This window comes from Kaistia algarum, assembly GCF_026343945.1.
GTDB lineage: Bacteria > Pseudomonadota > Alphaproteobacteria > Rhizobiales > Kaistiaceae > Kaistia > Kaistia algarum.
This window is the reverse complement of record NZ_JAPKNJ010000001.1, coordinates 2614040-2627930: the sequence shown is the minus strand read 5'-3', so window position 1 is coordinate 2627930 and position 13891 is coordinate 2614040. Positions and strand designations below refer to the sequence as shown.

Genomic DNA, 13891 nt, shown 5'->3' with positions numbered 1-13891 from the left:
GGTCAGGCATCGGCGCGGTCGCGGCCGAAGATGAGCGGCAGCAGCACGAGTTCGATGGCCAGCAGGATCAGGCCGGAAATGACGAAGACGATCGTCCCTATCGCATTCAGCGAGGGGTCCATCGCCGCGACGAGCACGGAATAGATCGCCACGGGCAGTGTCTGATCGAAGCCGGAGACGAACCAGGCGATGATGAATTCGTCGAAGGAAAAGGTGAAGGCGAGCAGCCAGCCGCCGAGCAGGCCGGGCAGTGCGAAGGGCAGCACGACGCGCCGGAGCGTCTGCCATTCGGTCGCTCCCAGATCCCAGGCGGCCTCCTCGATCGAGGCCGGCATCTGGGCGAGGCGTAGCTGGATGATCGCCATGGCTGGCGCTGTCAGCAACACGACATGGGTCAGGAAAACCGAGAACAGCGACCCGTTCAGATTGACGCGGGCCAGCAGGCCGAGAAAGCCGACGCCGAGGATCAGCGGCGGGATCAGGATCGGCAGGACGATGATGCCCGACAGCAATGCCTTCCCCGGAAACTCGAAGCGGTTGAGCGCGTAGGCGGCGAGAAAGCCGATCCCCGTCGCGACCGTCGCGGCCGTCGGCGAGACGATCAGGCTGTTGCCAAGCGCGGCGATCAACGTGCCCTCGTGGAACAGCTTTTCGTACCATTGCAGGCTCCAGCCCTGCAGCGGGAACCCTGGAAAACGGTTCTTCTGGACCGAGAAGAGAATGAGGACGACGATCGGCAGGAACAGGAACAGATAGGTCGTGGCCAGATAGAGGCGCCCGATGAAGGGCCACGGGTTGCGGCTCATCCCGAAATCCTCCGCTGCGCCCTTCCGGCAAAGATCGCGCCGGTCACCAGAACGAGGATCATCATCAGGATGAGGATCGTGGCGAGCGCGGAAGTGCGCGGCAGGTTCGTCGAGCTCGAATAATCGGTCATCAGCATGCTGGCGAAGAGCGGATATTTGCCGATCAGCGACCGCCCGGTGCCCCCGCCAAGCAGATTGCCCGACAGAGCATCGCCGAGCGCGATGATGACCGCGAAGGAGCCGGCGGTGATCAGTCCAACCTTCGAAAGCGGCAGGATCACCCGGCGAAAGGCCTGCCAGCGCGTGGCGCCCAGTTCGCGCGCCGCCTCGATCAGGGTGCGGTCGATATTGGCGACGGTCACATACAGGATCACCACCAGGATCGGCGTCAGGTAATGCACCAGGCCGATGCGGGTCGCGATCTGCGTGTAGATGACGTCGAGACGAACGACATCGATACCGGCCGCCTTCAACACCGAATTGACCACGCCATTCTTGGAAAGGATCGTCTGCCAGGAGTAGAGACGGAGCACATAGCTGCTCCAGAACGGCGCGACGGCGAAGAGGAGCGCCAAGCGCTGGCGTTTCGCCGGGACCGCGAAGGCGATAGCAAGGGCTATGCCATAGGCGAAGGCGACAGCGACCAGCGCTGTGGTCGCCGCCACCCAGAAGGATTGCAGCATGGCAAGGCCATAGCGCGACTTCACGAAGAGGTTGCCGGCGATCTCGCGGTAATTGTCGAGCGAGAAATCCGGGACCTGCTGGAAATCCTCGATCCGCCAGAAGCCGATCCAGACGAGAAAGGCCAGCGGCAGGCCAAAGAGCAGGACGAACCAGACGGCAACGGGCGCGAGGCACAGCCATTTCAGCGGGCTGTCATTCGGCGTCCGAAGCCGCCGCGCCCTCCCCTCCACCACTCCGTTCAGGGCCGTCCCATCGCTCAATGTCTCGCCTCCCCGCCACCGGCGATCAGCGACGCGTCCCGGGGCGAGAAATAGACGGTCAGTGGATCATTGATCCCGAGCGCCGTGCTCTCGCTCATGCCGCCCTGTGCGACCAATTTGATCTCGGTACCGTCGACGAGGTCCATCAGATAGACATTCTGCGAGCCGGCATATTCGCGCCCGCGGAGCACGGCGGCGACGGCATTCTCATTCGGGAGACCGGTGGGCGCCCTGGTCATCTTGTCGGCCTGGACGACGACCGTGACGAGTTCCCCAACTGGCGGCGGCGCGTCGCCGGTAGCGACCATGACCGGTCCATGCTCGCAATGGACCGTCGTGAAGCCATCGACGCTCGACAGGATTCGGCCGGCGAACAGATTGTTGGTGCCGACGAAGCTGGCGACGAAATGCGTCTTCGGGCGGTTATAGATGCCTTCCGGCGTGTCGATTTGCTCGATCCGGCCCTTGTTCATGACGACGACGCGATCCGCCATCGAGAAGGCCTCGATCTGGTTGTGCGTCACATAGATGAACGACATGCCGAGCGATTGCTGGATGCGGCGGAGTTCCCCCTGCATGCGGATGCGCAGATGCGCATCCAGCGCGGAGAGCGGCTCGTCGAGCAGCAATATATCCGGCTCGGTAACGAGCGCACGGGCGAGCGCGACGCGCTGCTTCTGCCCGCCGGAGAGCTGACCAATGCGGCGCTTCAGGAAATCCGTCATACCTACGAGTTCAGCCATGGCCTTGACCTTGCCGCTGACGACGGCGCGGTCATAGGGCTTCAGCGTCAGGCCGAAGGCGATGTTGTCGAAGACGTCGAGATGGGGAAAGAGCGCGTAGTTCTGCCAGACCAGCCGGGTGGAGCGCAAATTGACCGGAACATCGGAAACGTCGCGCCCGCGAATATGGAGCTGGCCGGCATTCATCGTCTCGAGGCCGGCGAGGATGCGCAGCAGCGTGGTCTTGCCGCAGCCGCTCGGCCCCATGATCGCGACGAACTCGCCCCGCTTGACAGCGAGGTTAACCTGCTCGACGGCGACGAAATCCTTGAAGCTCTTGGACACGGCCAGGAGTTCGAGGTCGTAGTCGGCCCTTCCGGTCATTCCTTCGTTCCCTGCCTTGGACGGGCTTCCCGTCCCGCGGCGGGACCGCGGGACGGGCACGATGCAAGATTGGTCAGGTGGTCTTGAACTCGTTGAAGATCTCGATCCACTGCGTATCCGGCTGCTGGGCCGGCAGGCCACGCGGCATGGACCGGTCGATCAGCGTCTCGACGATCATCTGGCCTGGATGCTCGGGGTCGGGGACATAGGAAAGCAGCTTCTTCTGGTCCGCATCCCAGTAGTCGACGATCTTCATGTTCGGCCCGCGGGCCTTGAACGCCTTGGTGTAGACCAGCTTCGACTGCACCTTGGGGCCGGTCATGTATTTGACCCACTCCTTGGCGAGATCCTTCTTCGTCGAATCCGTGCAGATCGTCGCCACTTCCTGCCAGCGGATGCCGCCCTGCTTGGGAATGGTCGATGAGAAGTTCTCATAGCCGGCCAGCTTCAGATCGACGTCGAGGTCGCCCGTGGGCGAGGCATAGACGTCCCCGGCAATCATGGCCTGCACGATCGGCTGGCTGGACGAGCCGAACATCGAGACCTGCGGGCGGAGCTTCAGCAGCCATTCCTTGACGCTGGCAAGCTGCGCGTCGGAAATATCATAGGGCGTCTGGTTGCCGGGCGTGACGGCGAGGCTCGCATTGCCCATCGTCGGCAGATACCAGTCGAACACGCCGACCTTGCCCGTCAGCTTCGGCAGGAACAGCGAGTTCCAATCGGCAGCTTCGTCAGCGGACAGATAGTCGGTGTTGTAGGAGATGCCGTAGAACGAGAAGCGGGTCGGGATGCCATAGACCTTGCCCTCGCCGGCCCGCATCGGCGCGAAATCGCGGAATTTCGGATGGTAGTTGGCCAGTTCCGGCATGTCCGCCGTCGAGAACGCCTCGACCGCCTTCCGCGCCAGCAACTTCTGCACATATTCGGCGTCGGAGATGATGGCGTCGAAGGTCCCGGGCTGCGTCTGCCCGAAGAACTGCAGCATCTGCTCGCCACCAATATAGATCTTGAATTCGACCTTGACCTTGTGGGTGTCCTCGAATTCCTCGATGACATCCTTCTCCTCGTAGCCAGGCCAGCACAGGATGCGCAACGCATCCGCCGCCTCGGCCCGCTTGGAGATGATCGTGAACGTGCCGAAGGCGGCCGCTGCGGCCATTCCGCCGAGCACGTCGCGCCGCGAAAGGCCCGCCCTCGACGACAGGCCAGGTAAACTGGATTTCCCGTTCCGTTTCTTGGTCATGCGCCACCTCTGGTTTCGGCATCAGCGCCGATTTGCGAAAGTCGACGAGGAGACCAAAGCAAGCAGAGGACCAGACGGGCCAGATTTCGGATTCACGCCGCAGGATTCGACCAAACTTCACTTCGGGATTTATCAAAGTGAACCAGAGTAACGGCCGAAAGCTGACGATCGGGGCGACAAGGGCCGGACGCGGTCAGTCGACAGAACTATCCTGCACGCCATCCCAGGCGGCCAGGAACGCGGCACGAACGCCGGTCGGACGGTCATTGCGCGTGATCACGAAGTAGTGTGCCTCATAAACGGTCACAGCCGGCTTGATCAGCCGCAACTCGCCGCGCTCGACCCAGCGCCGCGCATAATGGACCGGCAGCCAGCCGATATAATTGCCGGTGCGGATCAGCGCGGCGACCGCCTCGGTATTATAGGCGACGGCGACGTCATTATCGGTCGTAAGCGCGCCGTCATACAGCATGGCGGCGCTGCCATTGCGGACGAGCCGCGTGGTGCGCAGCAGATCCATCGGCAGGCGATCGTCGTCCGTCTCGAACAACTCATTGCCACGCCCGGCATACATGCCGGTCGGCTGGCGGAAGGCTTCGCGATAGACGAGCGTATCGATGTGCCGCCGCGACGGGCAGACGGCGACATCGACCGTGCCCTCGATCAGCCGCCGCTCCAGCACCTCGGGCGTATCGATGACGAAGGTGAGGCGCACCTCCGGGCAGGCGGCGACGAAGCGGGTGAGCGCGTGTTGAAACGCCGCCTCTTCCTCGAAGATCAGGTTTTCGCTGGCGCCGAGCACCAGCGTTCCCACCGTCTCGCCCTTCAGGCTCGCCGTCTCGGTCTCGAAGATGTCGATCGCCTCGAGCAACTTCTTCGTCGCCGCGAACACCGCCTCGCCCTGCGGCGTCAACTGGAAACCGGCTCTACCCCGCCGCGCCAAGGTGAGGCCGAGCCGCGTCTCCAGATGCTTCATGTGGACGCTGAGCGTTGAAATCTCGAGATTGAGACGCACGCGCGCTGGCGTGAATCCGCCGCTTTCGACGATCTCGACGAAGATCTGCAGGAGGCGGAGATCGACGTCGTGGAGCTTCATCGTGCCGCCACCTCCGAGCCCTCAGGGCAGTCGCGATATCGTCTCTACCATCAGATCGTAATAGCCGACCGGATCGCCGTTGCGCACATAGGTGACATTGCGCCGACGGTTGGTGATCTGCCACCAATCGGCCACCGTCATGCCGAGCGTCAGCTCGCTGCCGGTCTCGACCGTCACATTGATCAGCCGGCTTTCGAACAGCTCCGGCTTCATCATATAGGCCGGGACGCAGGGACCATGCAGCGGCGCGCCGTCCCAGCCATATTTCTGCAGGTCGAAGGCTTCCGAAAAGCTCATCATGCCATCGACGGCCGCTCCGCAGCGATTGCCGATCGCGCTGAAGGCATCGAGCCGCGCCCGCGTCGAGCGCATCTGATGTGTCACGTCGAGCGGCAGCATCACCATCGGAATGCCGCTGCGCAACACCACATCCGCCGCTTCGGGATCGACATAGACATTGAACTCGGCCGTCGGCGTGATGTTGCCGACCTCGAAATAGGCACCGGCCATCATGACGATCTCGCGGATCCTGCCGGCGATCTCCGGCGCCTGGATCAGCGCCACGCCGAGATTGGTCAGTGGCGACAGCGAGAAGATCGAGATATCGCCGGGTTCGGCAGCCCGCAGCGTCTCGATGATGAAGTCGACGCCATGCTTCGACTGCGCCCGGATCGCCGGCTCGGGGAAATCATAGCCGTCAAGGCCCGTTGGGCCATGCACATGGGCGGCGGTAACGAGATCGCGCTTGATCGGCCGGAGGCAGCCGGCGAAGACCGGGATCTCCGGCCGGCCGGCGAGTTCCAGCAGCTTCAGGCAATTTCCGACCGTGTAGGAAAGGTCGATATTGCCCGCCGTCGCGACGAGGCCGAGCACGTCGAAGAGATCGGGCCGGGCGAAGGCCATCAGCAGGGCGACGGCCTGATCCTGACCCGGATCGGTGAGAATGATGACCTTGCGCGGTGCCATGGCGTGTCTCCGATGATCAGGGCAGGCGCGCGAGGCGCTCGGTGAGCAATTCATAGAAGGCCGGCACGTCGACGGTGCGCATGAACTGCGCGTTTCGTGGCCGGTCGGTCACATGCCACCAGTCGACGACGGACATGCCGACGGTCAGCGGGCTCGCCGTCTCGACCTCGACATTGACCAGCCGCCCGGCGAAGAGTTCGGGCTTCAGCAGATAGGCAATGGCGCAGGGATCGTGCAGCGGCGCGCCCTCCCAGCCATATTTCTCGATGTCGAAATGTTCCGAGAAGGTCAGCATATCGGCGGTGGCGACGGCGCAACGGTTTCCAAGCGCGCGAATGCGCTCCAGCCGCTCGCGGGTCGAGAGGCACTGATGCGTGACGTCCATCGGCAGCATGACGAGCGGAATGCCGCTCTTCAGCACCACTTCGGAAGCTTCGGGATCAACATAATTGTTGAAATCGGCTGCCGGCGTAATGTTGCCGGCTTCGGAGAAGGAACCGAAGATCATCACGATCTCCTGGATCCTCTCCGCGATGTCCGGCGCCTTGATCAACGCCAAGGCGACATTGGTGAGCGGGCCCAGCGTCACCAGCGTGATCTCGCCCGGCTCCGCCGCGCGGAGGCTGTCGATCAGAAAATCGACGGCGTGCTGCTGCTGGATCGCCACCGTTGGCTCCGGCAGCGACGGCCCATCAAGCCCCGTTGGGCCATGCACATGTTCGGCTGTGATGAGCGGACGGCGGATCGGGCGCGAGCAGCCGGCATAGATCGGGACATCCGTCCGCCCCGCCAGTTCCAGGATCTTGCGGGCATTCAACACGGTGCGCGAGAGCGGCACGTTGCCGGCCACCACAGTAATGCCGAGCACATCGAGTTCGGGCGAGGCGAGAGCCAGGAGGATGGCGACGGCGTCGTCCTGGCCGGGGTCGGTGTCGATGATGATCTTGCGCGTCATGGTCTCTCTCTTGAGCAATCAGGCGTCGCGAAGTTCGCCGAGGCCGCTTGGCGCCCTCGCGCCGCCGCGCAGCCGGCCCGAAAGCCAGATGCCGGCGATCGTCGCGATATAGGGGAGCATCTGTAGGAGCTGGTGCGGAACGGCATTGCCGAAACTGAGCTGGGCGCGAATGCCGAGCGCCTCGACGACCGAGAAGAAGACCGCCGCCGCCGCCGAGCCGATCGGATGACCGGCACCGAAGATCACGGCCGAGAACGCCATGAAGCCGCGGCCGGCGGTCATGTTGATCGAGAAGATCTGCAAGCTGCCCAGCGCGAGTTCAGCCCCGGCCAGCGCGCACAGGACCCCGCCCAGCAGCAGCGCGATGAGCCGCATGCGCCCCGGATCGGCGCCGACGCTGCGCGCGGCAAACGGATGCTCGCCGCAGGCGGCCAGCCGAAGACCGAAGCGCGTGCGCCGCGTCAGCAGGAAGAGCGCGAACACGACGACCGGCATGGCGAAGACGAGGATCGAGAGCGAGGAGAACGCTCCGAAACCCTCGGGATGCGGCAGTCCGATCGGCGCGCGGACAGAACCCTGCGTGCCATAGACCGCCTGTACAGCCAGATCCGTACCGCCCAGGCCAAGGCCTGTCAGCCCAAGACCGGCGATGATCGGGCTGGCGCGCAGCTTTTCGATCACCACCCAGAACAGCAGCGAAAAGACGAGGCAAACGCCGATCGCGACCAGAAGAGCCAAGGGAATCGAGCCGGTCGCCGCCGCGGCGAGCACGGAAGCGCAGGCGCCCATGATCATCAGGCCCTCCAGTCCCAGATGCCAGACGCCCGCGCGCTGCGCCAGCATGCCGGCCATGGCAGCGTAGATAAGCGGAGTGCCCGACCGCAGCACGGCGACGAGGAAGTCGATCACGATTGGGCCTCCTTGCGCCGGAAACGCGACAGGAAGCGGAGGCGTGGTCCTGTTCTTGCGGTGATGAAGAGCGCGATGGCCGCGTTGATGACATCGATCGCCGCGGAGGGAAGCCCGGCGATGATCGGCAGATAAAGGCTCGCCGAGGCAAGTCCGCCGAAGAACAGGCTGGACCCGACGACGCCGACGACCGAGAGCCCGCCGACCAGCGCGATCAGGATGGCGGTGAAGCCATGCGCCGGCATGAAGCCGGAGACGAGCCGTCCGCTCGGCCCCATGAATTCGACCGCTCCGGCGAGACCGGCGAAGAGCCCAGAAAGCAGGAACGCCGCAAGGCCGAGCCGCGAGAGCCGCGCGCCCTGCCAGGTGACCATGACCGGGTTGCGGCCGGCGAGGCCCGACAGAACGCCGAAGGCCGTCCGGTTCATCAGCACCCAGACCAGCACCGCCGACGCAACGGCAATGGCGATGATGAGCGGCGAGAGCCCGCTCGATGTGCTGATACGATAGGCGGCGGCGACCGGCTTCGACGCGGAGAGTTCGCCGGTTCCTGTCGGGTCCTTGAGCGGACCGGAGGTGACATAGATGAGAAACAGGCCGGCGATGAAGTTTGCCATCAGCGTCGTCAGCACCTCGTCGGTGCCGGAACGGACGCGCAGCAAACCGGGCCAGAATGCCCAGAGCGCGCCACCGGCAGCCCCGGCGATGAGCGCCGCGGGCACCACGATGAAGGCCGGGGCGCCGTCCAGCCAATGGACGGCCGTCGCCGCGCCGATGGCGCCAAGATAGAACTGCCCTTGCGTGCCGACATTGAAGAAACCGGCGCGGAAAGCGATGAGCACGCCGAGCGCCGACAGGAACAGCGGAACGGCCCAGCGCAGGCTGCCGAGCAGCGCCGATTTCGACAGGAACGCGCCTTCGGCAATGCTGCGGAACATCAGGAGGCTGGAAAAGCCCATCAATTCGAACACGATGCCGACAAGCACGAGCGCGACGACAACATAGGCAAGCGCGCGCAGAACGACGACAAGGCGACTGTTCATCAAGCTGCCTCCGCCCGGGCGCGCGTCATGGCCGATCCGACGGCTTCCAGATCATAGGGCGGCTGGAATTCCGCGACGACGCGGCCCGACATCATCACCACCAACCTGTCCGAAATATCGAAGAGTTCGTCGAGATCGGACGAGATCACCAGCACCCCGGCGCCGCGCGCGCGGGCGGCGCGGAGCGACTGCCAGACGAAGGCGGTGGCGCCGATATCGAGGCCGCGAGTCGGCTGGGCCGCGATGATCAGCGCCGCCGCATCGTCGATTTCGCGGGCGAGGATGACTTTCTGAGCATTGCCACCCGAGAGCGAGCCGGCTGGTTGCTCGACCGCGTTGAAGCGCACGCTCCAGCGCTCCAGCGCGCTCCGGCAGGCTTTCTTCAACGCCTTCGGATCGATGAAGCCCAGCGCCGATCGGAGAACGAGATCGCGCGCCGACCAGTTTTCCCAAAGTGACGTGGTGAGGCTGAGGCCCTCGACATTGCGCTCGAACGGGATGATGCGCAGCCCCTTCGAGCGTCGCTCGGCCAGCGAAGCACGGGTGACGTCGTCGCCGGCCAGTTCGATATTTCCAACGCTGACATCGGCAAGGCCTGAAATGGCCCGGACGAGCGCCCGCTGGCCATTGCCCTCGACACCGGCGACGCCGACGATGCGGCCGGCCTCGACATGAAGATCGACGCCGTCCAACGCCGGGCCGTCCGGATCGGGAAGCGTCGAAACGCTGCGCATCCAGAGGACGAGCCGACCATGCGGACCCGAAATCGGCAGATGGAGGACAGGCTCCTCGCCGGTGGCGGCGGCGAGGTCCGCGGGCGCCAATGCCGCCGCCTCGGCCGAACCGATGATCGCGGTCGCGAGTTGCTCCGGCGTGATCGATCCGATCGGGGTCGGACCCTCGACAAGCCTGCCACCCCGAAGCGCCGTCACGGTCTCGGCGACCGCCATGACCTCATGAATCTTGTGCAGGATCAAAAGGATGGTCACGCCCTGGTCGCGCAGGCGCCGGACGCGCTCGGACAGGAAACTGATGCCGACCGGCGAGAGTACCGCCGTCGGCTCGTCGAGAATGAGCACCTTGGCGTTGGAGACGAGCGCCCGGGCAATCTCAACGGCCTGCTGCGTCTCGACGGGAAGGTCGCGGATCCGCGCGCTGAGCGGCACGTCGACGCCGAGACCCTGGAGGTGATCGCGCCAGCGCGCCTGCAGACCGCGCCTTGTATAGAGCGGGAAGTCCGGCCGCGTCGAGCCGAACTCCATAGCCTCCGCCACCGTGAAGGATGGCGGAAGCGCGAAGCTCTGGTGGACGAGTTCGATGCCGGCAGCGCGGGCGGCCCCGACGCTGCCGAGCGCCACAGGCCTGCCGCCGATCCGCAGCGTGCCGGAAGTCGGCCGCACGAGGCCGGACGCAACGCGCGCGAACGTCGTCTTGCCGGCGCCGTTCTGGCCGACCACCGCATGGATCATGCCGCGCCGGAAGGCCACGCTGACGCCTGAAAGCGCCAGCACGGTGCCATACCGAACGTCCACGCCAGCACAGGCCAGCGCGATCTCGCTCTCGTCCGCCATGATGAAGGTTACGGGTTCGGGTTGAACGGAACCTCGATCTTGCCGGCTGCGATCTCGCCCTTGACCTTGTCGACCTCGGCGAAGATCTCTTTGGCCTTGGTGGCGACAGCTGGGTCGGCGACCTTCAGGAACTCCTCCGAGAGGATGAAGTCGATCACGCCTTCATTGAGGCCCGTCGCATAGTGGCTGCCCTTCCAGTCGGCGGCCAGCGCGGCCTTGACCTGGCTGTAGAGCGACTGGCCAAAGTCCGCGAGCACCAGCGAGACGACCTGCTTCGGGCCGAGCTTGATCTGGTCGCGCGAGCCGCCGGAGACGAAGCGGCCCTCGCCCTCGGTCGCCGCCTGGATGACGCCGATATCGGTCGCCGCACCGTCGGTCTGGATGTAGTCGACGCCATCTTGATACATCTGCGCCGCAATCTCGTGACCCTTGGCCGGATCCTGGAACGAGCCGGCAAAGGCGCCCGTCACCTTGATATCGGGGCTGACGCTGGCTGCCGCCAGCTTGAAGGCGTTCAGATCCGCGTTCAGACCGGGAATGCTGACGCCGCCAATATAACCAATGGACTTCGACGTGCTGAACTTCGCGCCAAACAGGCCGGAAAGGTAGCAGCCAAGGTGATAGTTGTAGGAGATCGTGCGGACATTCGGCAGCGGCGGATCGAGCGGATCGGCATAGAGTTCGACGAAGCGTGTATCCGGGAAATCCGGGGCAACCGCCTTAACCGGCGCGCCCATCTGCAGGAAGGTCGTGATCACGATCTTGGCGCCGGCCGTGCCGAGGCCGCGCAAAATCGTCTCGAAGGTCGCCGGGTCCTGCGCATAGATCGTGCGCGTCTCGAAGCCTTCTTCGGAGGCCAGCTTCTTCAGCGCCGCGATCATGCCATCGATCGGGCCATTATCGCCTGCCGCCTGCGTATGCACGAGCGCGACCAGTCCGCCGGCCGCCTGAGCGTTGCCAAGGCCCGCCAGCGACAGAACGACCGCCGCCCCGGCGCTGGCCATCAGGAAGTCGCGCCGCGACGGATTGCCGAATGCCCCGCCCGTTCCCTGCTTCTTCATTACCCGTCCCCTTCTTGTGGTGAACCGACCGTTGGGTTCGCCTTGATCAAACGGTCAAACTTCGGTTCTGTCAAAAGCAATCCACATGCCAGAGGCCGGATCGACGTGCGACGTACGGACCGAGCCCGCAGGGCAGCACAGTCGCGAAGGATCACCAGCGCAGCTCCTTGACCGTGACAAGGGGAAGGCTCCATCGTCCGGCCCGCAGCGGCAGGCGTTGCGCCCGTGCCCTTTCATTTTGCCGGCCATGACCAAAGGCCAGCCAGGAGATCTTCATGCCCCGTCTCCACATGCGCCTCCTGGTGCTCGCTTTGCTCCTTGTTGGGGCGATCGGCACCACCCGGCTGCACGCCGAGGAAAGCGAACCGGTCGAGGTCGCATCCGGGATCAGCTATACGTTGATCGGGCGCTGGGACACCGACAAGCTCAATGCGATCCTGTCCGTCGATACGCCGAAATTCTTCGGTATTACAGTCGCTTACACGCCGGCAAAGAATGCCGTCCGGCTCTACCGCGTCTCCTATACCTCCGTCATCCCGGAGCGAGGCAACCAGCCGACCGTGGCGTCCGGCCTCCTCGCCGTTCCCGACACGGACGGCAGCAGTTTCCCGCTCGTCTCCTACCAGCACGGCACCGTCTATGGTCACGACCAGGTCCCGTCCTTTCCGGACCAGTCCGCCGAGACACAGCTGATGGTCGCCCAGTTCGCCGGGCAGGGTTACCTTCTGATCGGCAGCGACTATTTCGGCCTGGGGACGTCGAAGGACCCTGAGGGGTATATGGTCAAGGCTAGCCACCAGCAGGCTACCTACGACATGCTGATGGCCAGCCGCGCTGTACTCGCCAAGATGAACATCGCGGCACCGAAGCTTTTCATCGGCGGCTGGTCGCAGGGTGGCTTCGTCACCATGGCGTTGCTGGAAAAGCTTGAGGATACCGGCGTCAAGGTTGATGCGGCCGCTACGGCCAGCGCTCCGGTCGATATCTTTGTCGCGCTTAGCGGCTTTTTAGACTTTCCGCGCAAGATCGACGCGGACTGGGTGACGACTCTCTTCATCCTGTCGTCGTTCTCTTTCGAGAATTATTACGGTGTGCCTGGCCTCGCGCGTTCGCTGATCAATGATGAATATTACGACATCTCGAAAAGAGCCTATGACCGCGCCGACTACGATCCGAAGGATATACCGACGAATATCAGGAAGCTCATCCGCCCCGAATATTTCAATCCGCAGTTCTTCGCGGCGTCGGCTTATGGACGCCTCGTTGCGGCGACGCAATCCTATCGCTGGATTATCAAGACGCCGGTCCGTAATTACTATGGCGAGGCCGACGAAGTAATTTCCCAGGGCCTTGGTCGCCTCGTGATGACCTATCAAAATGCCATCGGCAACGGCAATAATGTCGTCGACGCGATCTCAACCGGCCCGACGACCCATCGCGGCACCTTCGCCAAATCGGTGCCGCAATGGAAGATCTGGTTCGACAGTCTGAAGTGACGGCGCAAGCCGTCACATGATGCCGGTTTCCTCGAAGATCCCGCTCGTATCGCGGCCGGCGAGGATCATGTCGCGGACGACGTCCTCGCCCGCGACCTTGCGGAGCGCCGCCTGGATGATGTCGCCGACATGGGCCTTGGGCACCGTCAGGACGCCGTCGATATCGCCGACGATCAGGTCGCCGGGCTCGACGCGGCAGCCATTCTTGAACTCGATCGGGCAGCGATAGTCGATGACGCGGCCGCGGACGCGCTGGTCCTGCGCATAAGAACCCATTGAGAAGACTGGGAAACCCAGCTTCAGGATCTCGCGCGTGTCGCGATGATACCCGTCGAGCACCGCACCGACGGCGCCGAGCTTTTCGGCCCTCGTGCTCATGAGCCCGCCCCAGAGCGCATAGCGCGGCGAGGAACCGGTACAGATATAGATCTCTCCGGGGGAGAGCTGATCGAGGGCCTTGAACATCAGGCCGAAGGCATCGTTGCCGCCGCTATGGCCGAGCGTCTCGGTAGCGCAGTCGGCTTCCTGGACCGGCATGGCGCGGCCGACCAGCACCGTCTCGGGCACGAGGGCGCGGATGTCCGGCGGGAGGAATTGCCGCGTCAGGCCGGCCGCATCCATGACGTCGCCGATGACCGCGGTGAAGAGTTTCTCGCGAACGAGCGCAAAGAGATCCTGATCCTGCATGATGATCC

Annotated in this window: 14 protein-coding genes; 1 reads left to right on the top strand and 13 read right to left on the bottom strand. The window is 64.2% G+C overall.

What is annotated here, in order from left to right; all coding sequences use genetic code 11:
• Positions 1-2: 2 nt before the first annotated feature.
• From OSH05_RS12610 to OSH05_RS12555, 12 genes are all read right to left on the bottom strand, one after another.
• Entirely contained in the window at positions 3-806 is an 804-nt protein-coding gene (locus tag OSH05_RS12610) for an ABC transporter permease (RefSeq protein ID WP_104219699.1), read from the bottom strand.
• On the bottom strand, positions 803-1750 hold the full coding sequence (locus tag OSH05_RS12605) for an ABC transporter permease (protein WP_104219698.1): 948 nt from the start codon (positions 1748-1750) through the stop codon (positions 803-805). Before OSH05_RS12605 ends, OSH05_RS12610 begins: the two co-directional genes overlap by 4 nt.
• Entirely contained in the window at positions 1747-2856 is a 1110-nt protein-coding gene (locus OSH05_RS12600; protein ID WP_104219697.1) for an ABC transporter ATP-binding protein, read from the bottom strand. Before OSH05_RS12600 ends, OSH05_RS12605 begins: the two co-directional genes overlap by 4 nt.
• 73 nt (positions 2857-2929) lie before the next feature.
• Complete coding sequence (locus OSH05_RS12595; protein WP_104219696.1) at positions 2930-4099, bottom strand: ABC transporter substrate-binding protein; 1170 nt, start codon at positions 4097-4099, stop codon at positions 2930-2932.
• Between the two features lie 193 nt (positions 4100-4292).
• Complete coding sequence (locus OSH05_RS12590) at positions 4293-5195, bottom strand: LysR family transcriptional regulator (protein WP_104219695.1); 903 nt, start codon at positions 5193-5195, stop codon at positions 4293-4295.
• A 21-nt stretch (positions 5196-5216) separates the two neighbouring features.
• Positions 5217-6161, bottom strand: coding sequence for a nucleoside hydrolase (locus OSH05_RS12585; RefSeq protein ID WP_104219694.1), 945 nt, complete (start codon positions 6159-6161; stop codon positions 5217-5219).
• Positions 6162-6177: 16 nt separating this feature from the next.
• Positions 6178-7116, bottom strand: coding sequence for a nucleoside hydrolase (locus OSH05_RS12580; protein ID WP_104219693.1), 939 nt, complete (start codon positions 7114-7116; stop codon positions 6178-6180).
• 18 nt (positions 7117-7134) lie between these two features.
• Entirely contained in the window at positions 7135-8025 is an 891-nt protein-coding gene (locus tag OSH05_RS12575; protein WP_104219692.1) for an ABC transporter permease, read from the bottom strand.
• On the bottom strand, positions 8022-9068 hold the full coding sequence (locus OSH05_RS12570; RefSeq protein WP_104219691.1) for an ABC transporter permease: 1047 nt from the start codon (positions 9066-9068) through the stop codon (positions 8022-8024). Before OSH05_RS12570 ends, OSH05_RS12575 begins: the two co-directional genes overlap by 4 nt.
• Entirely contained in the window at positions 9068-10639 is a 1572-nt protein-coding gene (locus OSH05_RS12565; protein ID WP_104219690.1) for an ABC transporter ATP-binding protein, read from the bottom strand. Before OSH05_RS12565 ends, OSH05_RS12570 begins: the two co-directional genes overlap by 1 nt.
• 8 nt (positions 10640-10647) lie before the next feature.
• A complete protein-coding gene (locus OSH05_RS12560) occupies positions 10648-11700 on the bottom strand; it encodes a BMP family ABC transporter substrate-binding protein (protein WP_104219689.1) in 1053 nt (350 codons plus the stop codon).
• Positions 11701-11851: 151 nt separating this feature from the next.
• Positions 11852-11977, bottom strand: a complete 126-nt coding sequence (locus tag OSH05_RS12555; protein WP_266352297.1) for a hypothetical protein — start codon at positions 11975-11977, stop codon at positions 11852-11854.
• Between OSH05_RS12555 and OSH05_RS12550 the strand changes: the two genes are divergently transcribed.
• On the top strand, positions 11976-13196 hold the full coding sequence (locus tag OSH05_RS12550; protein WP_104219688.1) for an alpha/beta hydrolase family protein: 1221 nt from the start codon (positions 11976-11978) through the stop codon (positions 13194-13196). The two genes, OSH05_RS12555 and OSH05_RS12550, sit on opposite strands and share 2 nt — an antisense overlap.
• A gap of 12 nt (positions 13197-13208) precedes the next feature.
• Here the strand turns inward: OSH05_RS12550 and OSH05_RS12545 are convergent, their stop codons facing one another.
• The gene (locus tag OSH05_RS12545) at positions 13209-13883 is read right to left on the bottom strand and encodes an RraA family protein (RefSeq protein ID WP_104219687.1); all 675 of its coding nucleotides are present in this window, start codon (positions 13881-13883) and stop codon (positions 13209-13211) included.
• Positions 13884-13891 lie beyond the last annotated feature (8 nt).

Excerpts from the sequence above, each read along its gene's own strand:
- OSH05_RS12610 (WP_104219699.1), bottom strand. The coding sequence starts at position 806 with ATGAGCCGCAACCCGTGGCCCTTCATCGGGCGCCTCTATCTGGCCACG.
- OSH05_RS12600 (WP_104219697.1), bottom strand. The coding sequence starts at position 2,856 with ATGACCGGAAGGGCCGACTACGACCTCGAACTCCTGGCCGTGTCCAAG.
- OSH05_RS12595 (WP_104219696.1), bottom strand. The coding sequence starts at position 4,099 with ATGACCAAGAAACGGAACGGGAAATCCAGTTTACCTGGCCTGTCGTCG.
- OSH05_RS12590 (WP_104219695.1), bottom strand. The coding sequence starts at position 5,195 with ATGAAGCTCCACGACGTCGATCTCCGCCTCCTGCAGATCTTCGTCGAG.
- OSH05_RS12585 (WP_104219694.1), bottom strand. The coding sequence starts at position 6,161 with ATGGCACCGCGCAAGGTCATCATTCTCACCGATCCGGGTCAGGATCAG.
- OSH05_RS12580 (WP_104219693.1), bottom strand. The coding sequence starts at position 7,116 with ATGACGCGCAAGATCATCATCGACACCGACCCCGGCCAGGACGACGCC.
- OSH05_RS12570 (WP_104219691.1), bottom strand. The coding sequence starts at position 9,068 with ATGAACAGTCGCCTTGTCGTCGTTCTGCGCGCGCTTGCCTATGTTGTC.
- OSH05_RS12565 (WP_104219690.1), bottom strand. The coding sequence starts at position 10,639 with ATGGCGGACGAGAGCGAGATCGCGCTGGCCTGTGCTGGCGTGGACGTT.
- OSH05_RS12560 (WP_104219689.1), bottom strand. The coding sequence starts at position 11,700 with ATGAAGAAGCAGGGAACGGGCGGGGCATTCGGCAATCCGTCGCGGCGC.
- OSH05_RS12550 (WP_104219688.1), top strand. The coding sequence starts at position 11,976 with ATGCCCCGTCTCCACATGCGCCTCCTGGTGCTCGCTTTGCTCCTTGTT.
- OSH05_RS12555 (WP_266352297.1), bottom strand. The coding sequence starts at position 11,977 with ATGAAGATCTCCTGGCTGGCCTTTGGTCATGGCCGGCAAAATGAAAGG.
- OSH05_RS12545 (WP_104219687.1), bottom strand. The coding sequence starts at position 13,883 with ATGCAGGATCAGGATCTCTTTGCGCTCGTTCGCGAGAAACTCTTCACC.